General features: G+C 68.1%; 3 protein-coding genes and 1 pseudogene. All 4 read left to right on the forward strand.

Translation table 11 applies throughout. The annotated features are described in order from the left end of the window. Positions 1-38 precede the first annotated feature (38 nt). Positions 39-683 carry a thioredoxin family protein gene (locus tag QZY44_RS11075; RefSeq protein WP_295446141.1) on the forward strand — a complete coding sequence of 215 codons (645 nt, stop codon included), beginning with the start codon at positions 39-41 and terminating at the stop codon, positions 681-683. Positions 684-1,068: 385 nt separating this feature from the next. Continuing rightward, on the forward strand, positions 1,069-2,268 hold the full coding sequence (locus tag QZY44_RS11080; RefSeq protein ID WP_295446143.1) for an HlyD family efflux transporter periplasmic adaptor subunit: 1,200 nt from the start codon (positions 1,069-1,071) through the stop codon (positions 2,266-2,268). A gap of 4 nt (positions 2,269-2,272) precedes the next feature. Beyond that, positions 2,273-4,951 carry an ATP-binding cassette domain-containing protein gene (locus tag QZY44_RS11085; RefSeq protein WP_295446145.1) on the forward strand — a complete coding sequence of 893 codons (2,679 nt, stop codon included), beginning with the start codon at positions 2,273-2,275 and terminating at the stop codon, positions 4,949-4,951. 875 nt (positions 4,952-5,826) lie between these two features. Further along, positions 5,827-6,320 (forward strand): annotated as a pseudogene (locus QZY44_RS11090) (IS4 family transposase); the annotation flags it as partial.

The following is a 6,320-nucleotide window of genomic DNA, read 5'->3' on the forward strand; positions in this document are numbered from 1 at the left end:
ACCACTGAGCGATCGACATCCAACCGCAGGAGAATTCAATGACCCAACTCGACTGTCAGTCACGTAAGACCTGCTCCCTGGCGCCAGTGACGCTCGCCTTGATCGGGGCACTTTTGACCTGGGGGCTCGTCTGGGGTGCCGCTGCGCCCCAAGTGGGGCAGCCGGCGCCGCCGTTTACGGTCGCCGATACCGGCGGCAAGACCTGGAGCCTCGCTGAGCTGAAGGGCAAGAAGGTGATCCTGGAGTGGACCAACGACGGCTGTCCTTACGTGCGCAAACACTATGGGAGCGGCAACATGCAGACTCTCCAGCGGGAGGCGACCGCGGCCGGCTATGTGTGGCTCACGGTCATCTCCTCGGCCCCGGGCAATCAGGGCTATGTGAGCCCGACCGAAGCGGACCGGCTGACCGCCGAGCGCAAGGCGGCGCCGACTGCCGTTCTATTGGACCCGCAGGGGACGCTGGGTCGGGCCTATGGGGCCAAGACCACGCCGCATCTGTATGTCATCGACGCCGCCGGAACCTTGGTCTACATGGGCGGTATCGACGACCGCGCCACCACCGATCCCGCGGATATCCCCGGCGCCCGCAACTACGTCCGTCAGGCAATCGCCGACCTGGACGCTGGCCGGCCCCTGACCGCCCCGGTGACCCGACCCTACGGCTGCTCGGTCAAATATTGAGCGCCAACGTGGCGCTTCCTGCGTTTCAGACGGCGCGGCTCAGTAAGGCCGAGCGCATGGGCTGGAGTGGCCCCGGCCGCGACCGCCGGGTGGATGCCGCGGATTTTGCGCAGCCGCAGGGTGGGTGGCGTTGTATACAGACGGGGTGAAGCGGTTGCAGGAGATCGCGAGGTCCATGGCGGCGGTCTTGGCTAAACTAGCCAAATCGCTGGTTTCGGAAACTCTTCTACCTCATGCGCTTGCTTGTCCGCCGGGAGTGAGGCTGGCCCCGGCGCAGCAATCCCGCACCTGGCCTGGCGGTGTCCGGGTCTGACTGCGGATCGCCGTCATCCATAAAGGCCGCTACACTACAGCGACCCAATTCATAGCATTGTTAACTGACCCCATGGCGGTTTCCTTTGGACGAACCTGGCGCGCCCTCGCGGCCGACTCCAGCGGCCCGCGGACGCTTGGCCTCGGACTCGCCGGCCTGCTGCTGGCGGCCTGGTTCGCCTGGTTCCTGGGCGGACACGTCCGGGTCTATGAAGTTTCCAGTAAGACCAGCCTGGAGGCCGCCGCCGCCGCGCATCCGATCGCCACCCGGATCGAGGGTCGAGTCCTCAACACCCATCTGGAACTGGGGCGCCGGGTGGTCGTCGGCGAGGTGCTGGTGGAACTGGATGCGGAGGCCGAACGCATCGCCTTGGCCCAGAGCGAAGGGCGCCTGGTGAGCCTCAAGGTCCAGGCGGATCAGCTGCGTCCGGAGATCGGGGCGCGCGAGGCGGCGCTGACGGCCCTGCGCAACGTTAAGACGCTGCGGGTCGCCGAATCCCGCGCCAATGCGCAAGAGGCCATCACCCAGACCCACTTCGCCGAGTCCCAGGCCGCGTCCCGGCGCCGACTGGCGGGTCGGCAATTCGTCACCCAGGAACTCGTGCAAGAGGCCGAGACCAAGGTGGAGGCCGGCCAGGCCTCGGTGCGGGCGCGCGATGCCAATACCGGCCGGCTGGAGCAGGAGGCCGAGGTGGAAATCGCCGATCGCCGGGCGGCCATCTTTGATCTGCAACGCCAACTCGCGAACCTGGAAGGTCAGGTACAGGCGGCCGAAGCCGATGACCGCGCGATCCGGCAGCGGATCGAGCTACACGCGATCCGCGCGCCCATGGCCGGGCGCCTCGGGCGGGTCGAGGCCTTGCACAACGGTGCCGTAGTGCAAGCCGGCCAAGTCCTGGGCGCCGTGGTACCCGACGGCGCCCTCCACGCGGAGGCCTGGTTTGGCAGTGCGGCAGTCGGCCGCATCCGCTCCGGCCAAGCGGCCCGGCTGCTGCTGGATGCCTTTCCCTGGACCCAGTATGGCACCGTCTCCGCCACGGTGGAGTCGGTTGGTAACGATCCGTTGGGGGGGCAGGTGCGGGTGGAACTGGCCCTGGACGGTGCCTCGGCGCCAGCTATCCCGCTCGGGCATGGACTGTCCGGTATCACTGAAATCGAAGTGGAGCGGACCTCCCCGGCCCGGCTGGTATTGCGGGCCGTGGGCCGCTGGCTGACCACCAGGCGCGGCACGCCGGACGCAGGCGGCACGACGGCGGATTCCGGGACACATTGAAGCGATGAAAACTCCAACACGCCGTTTTCTCGCTCCCGAGGTCGTCCAAACCTCCGCCATGGATTGCGGACCGGCCGCGCTCAAGTCACTGCTGGAGGGTTTCGGTATCCCGGTGAGCTACGAACGCCTGCGCGAGGCCTGCCAGACTGGGGTGGATGGCACCTCCATTGATACCATGGAGGAGGTCGCCAACGCACTGGGGCTGGACGCCGAGCAGGTTATGCTCCCGTCGGACCATCTGCTGCTACCCGAGGCCGCCGCCCCGCCAGCCCTGGTCGTGGTGCGCCTGGCCGCGGGTCTGACCCATTTCGTGGTGGTGTGGCGGCGGCATGGCGATTGGGTTCAGCTCATGGACCCTGCCTCCGGCCGACGCTGGCTGACGCGCGAGCGCCTGCTGCGCGACCTCTTCATCCACCGCATGCAGGTCGGCGCTGCCGATTGGCACGCCTGGGCACGCTCCGCCGACTTCCTGCTTCCGCTCGGGCGCCGGCTGCGCGACTTGGGACTGGGCGAGGAGGCGACCGCCTGGCTGGCCGCGGCGGCGGACGCCACTGCCTGGCAGGACCTGGCCGCACTGGACGCCGCGACCCGCCTGGTGGGCGCGCTGGTCCAGGGCCACGGCCTCAAGTCGGGACCCGCGGCCGGGGCTGTATTGGAAAAACTTTGGCGGCGCGCGGCGGCTGACCCGGACGCGGCGCAGCGTTCGATCCCCGCGGCCTATTGGTCGGTGAGTCCAGCGCCGCCCGGCGATGATGAGCAAGCGCAAGTGCTACTCATCGGCGCCGTGCTGATCCGCGTGCGTGGCCGGCAGGTGGCATCGATCGCGGACACGGATGAAGCAGCCCCAGCCCCGCTCGGCCTGGAATTGGCCGCCGCGCTTGCCGAGGCCCCGCCGCGCCCCCTGCGCGATCTGTGGGCGCTGCTGCGCGGCGATGGCGCCTGGACCTGGACGGCCCTGGGCGGCGGTCTACTGCTGGCGGCCTTAGGCGTCGTCCTGGAGGCCCTGCTGCTGCGCGGCGCACTCGACTTGGGCCAGAGCTTAAGCCTAGTGCCGCAACGCCTGGCCGCCTCGGGCTATTTCATGCTGCTGGCCCTGGCCCTGTTGTGGCTGGAACTGGGCGTCACCGGTGCGCTGCTGCGGTTGGGCCGACGCCTGGAGACACGCCTGCGGCTCGCCGTGCTGGAGCGGATACCGCGGCTGCCTGACCAGTATTTCCGCAGCCGTCCGGTCTCCGATATGGCCGAGCGCAGCCATGCCGTCCATGCACTCGATCGCCTCCCGTCACTCGGGGGCCAGTGGCTACGCGCCTGCCTCACACTGGGCGTCACCGCCGCAGCCATCGCCTGGATCTATCCCGGCGGTACGCCCATCGTCCTGTTGGCCGCGGCACTGGGGGTTGCCCTGCCGCTGGCCTCAAATCGTGGGTTGCAGGAGCTCGATCTGCGGGCACGCACCCACAACGGCGCCCTCATGCGGTACTACCTGGATGCCTTGTTGGGCCTGACGGCCATCCGCTCACACGGCGCCGAGGGTTCGATCCGGCGCGAGCAGGAGGACCTGCTGGTGGAATGGGGCGGTGCCCGGCTGCGGCTGTTCCGCGCCCAATGGGTCTTGGAGGGTCTCCAAGCGGCGAGCGGATTCGCGCTGGCGGCCTGGCTACTGTTCGCGTATGCCGCCGACCACCGCGACCCCGCCGGGGCACTGCTGCTGGTTTATTGGGCGCTCGCCATCCCGGCCTTGGGCGAGGAGATCGCACTACTGACGCGGCAATGGCCAGGCCAGCGCAACCTCAGTCTGCGCCTGCTGGAGCCGTTGCGTGCGCCGGTACAGTGGGATGCCGCCCCGGTGGCCGCCCCGCCGGTGGCCGCCGCCCCCGGCGTCGCTATCACATTGGATGGGGTCGCGGTCCAGGCCGGCGGTCATACCCTGCTGCGTGACCTTGATCTGCATCTGGCCGCGGGTGCGCACGTCGCCATCGTCGGGCCGTCCGGTGCCGGCAAGTCTAGCCTGATGGGGTTGCTGCTGGGCTGGCACCGGGCGGCGGCAGGCAGGGTGCGGATCGACGGTGAACCGCTGGACAGCGCCCGCCTGGAGCAGCTGCGGCACGAACTGGTGTGGATCGACCCCGCGGTGCGCCTGTGGAACCGGTCGTTGCTCGAGAACCTCGCCTATGGCGCCCAGGGTGACGCCGATTGGTCCTGGGCGCTGACCGCGGCCGAACTGCTCGAGGTCATCGAGCGCCTGCCGGACGGGCTGCAAACCGTGCTGGGGGAGGGTGGCGGGCGCCTGTCGGGCGGCGAGGGTCAGCGGGTGCGCGTGGGGCGGGGCCTGCTGCGCGCGCCCCCCCGCCTGGTGATCCTGGACGAGCCCTTCCGCGGACTGGAGCGCTCTGTGCGTCATGCACTGCTGGGGCGCACCCGCGCCCACTGGTGCGAGGCCACCCTGCTGTGTATTACCCATGACGTGGGCGAGACCCTGGCGTTCGACCGGGTGCTGGTGGTGGACGGCGGGTGCATCGTCGAGGATGGCGACCCGCGGGCGCTCATGGAAAACCCCGGCTCACTCTATCGCGCACTGCACGACGCTGAGATTCAGGTCCGGGAGGAGGTATGGGCCGATCCGCGCTGGCGACGGGTGCGCCTCGACCAGGGGCAACCGTGGGAGGCGGGCGATGTGTCCTGAGCCGCGGCGCCCCCGCATTCCGCCGGGGACGCCGGAATCCAGTCCAGCGGCCGGTGTAACCGAGATGCGTGGGGGCGAGAGACGATCCGGGAGCATGGGACAGCCAGCGGCGAGCCGGCACGGTATCAGCATTTTCCTACAGCGAAGTGCGCCGTTCGCTGGCTGCGCCTTTTTTCTGATCCTTTATATTGATCCCAACCGAGCGGCTCGCCACTCGGGTACACCCAACCATGACAGCCCTTTGTTTGGAGCATCACCATGAAAGTGAAAAGCAACGTCAGAGCCGGAGACGCATTCAATCCCCAGCCGGATCCGCCGGGTAAGAACCGTCTCGCGGCCAACCGCTGCGACACCGTCCGCCGCTAAGCGGGACCTGTCCGCATCTCCCTTACATCCTGTTTGGAGCATCGCCATGAAGATCAAGAGCAACGTCAAGGCCGGTGGCGCGCAGATTAACCGCTGCGACACCGTCCGCCCGTAATCGGCGCCCCACGCCTAAGGAACCGATCCTGCCCCAGCGGGATCGGTTTTTTCGTGGGCGTTCCGGAGTCCCGTCGATCGGGTTAGGCACGCATGGTATTGCCCCAGAAACCAACAGCAGGTGCCTGACGCGCGTCGTAACCCGACATCCCACGGCGGAATGTCGGGTTTAGCTGCGCTGACCCGACCTGAACCTTTGCCGCCAAATAACAATATGACTGCATGGGGTACCGCGGATGGCGCTCAGCGCGGGACGGCCTTTACCTCTTTCGATAAGTGGCCTTGCCCGAATGGCGCTAAGTTAAGCGCAACCGCCTGAAAAGTTGGGGCTAGCTCGCAAGGGTGGTAGGCTGAAAGTTGCTAAACCCAACCGCCTCCTCTGCAAGCCACCCCCCATGCATCGTAACCAGAGCGCCGCGACGCGGCAACGTGTCCTTGATCATGCCAACCGGATCGACGGCAGCGGTTTCTACAATCTGTTGACCGGCCCGCAGCTCCTCGATCGGGTCGCGGCGCTGGCGCCAGCGTATCGTCAGCGGGCGTTTCCGCCGACCGAAACCCTGGCGATGTTCATGACCCAAGCGCTGTCGGCGGACGGCAGCTGCCGCCAGGCGCTCGACGACTACGCGGTCAAGCGTCTGATCGCCGGGCTGCCGCGCCTCAGTACCCGCACCAGCGGGTACTGCCAGGCACGCGCCCGGCTGCCGTTGCCGATGATCAAGAGCCTGACACGCCAAACCGGGGGGCTCATGACGGACGGGGCGCCGGCTTGGTGGCACTGGCGGAATCGGCGGGTGCGCCTCGCCGACGGGGCGACGATGACCTTGGCCGATACCCCAGAAAACCAGGCCGAGTATCCGCAGCCCAAGAGCCAGAAGGCCGGGCTGGG

The sequence above is a fragment of the uncultured Thiodictyon sp. genome, from assembly GCA_903837595.1.
GTDB lineage: Bacteria > Pseudomonadota > Gammaproteobacteria > Chromatiales > Chromatiaceae > Thiodictyon.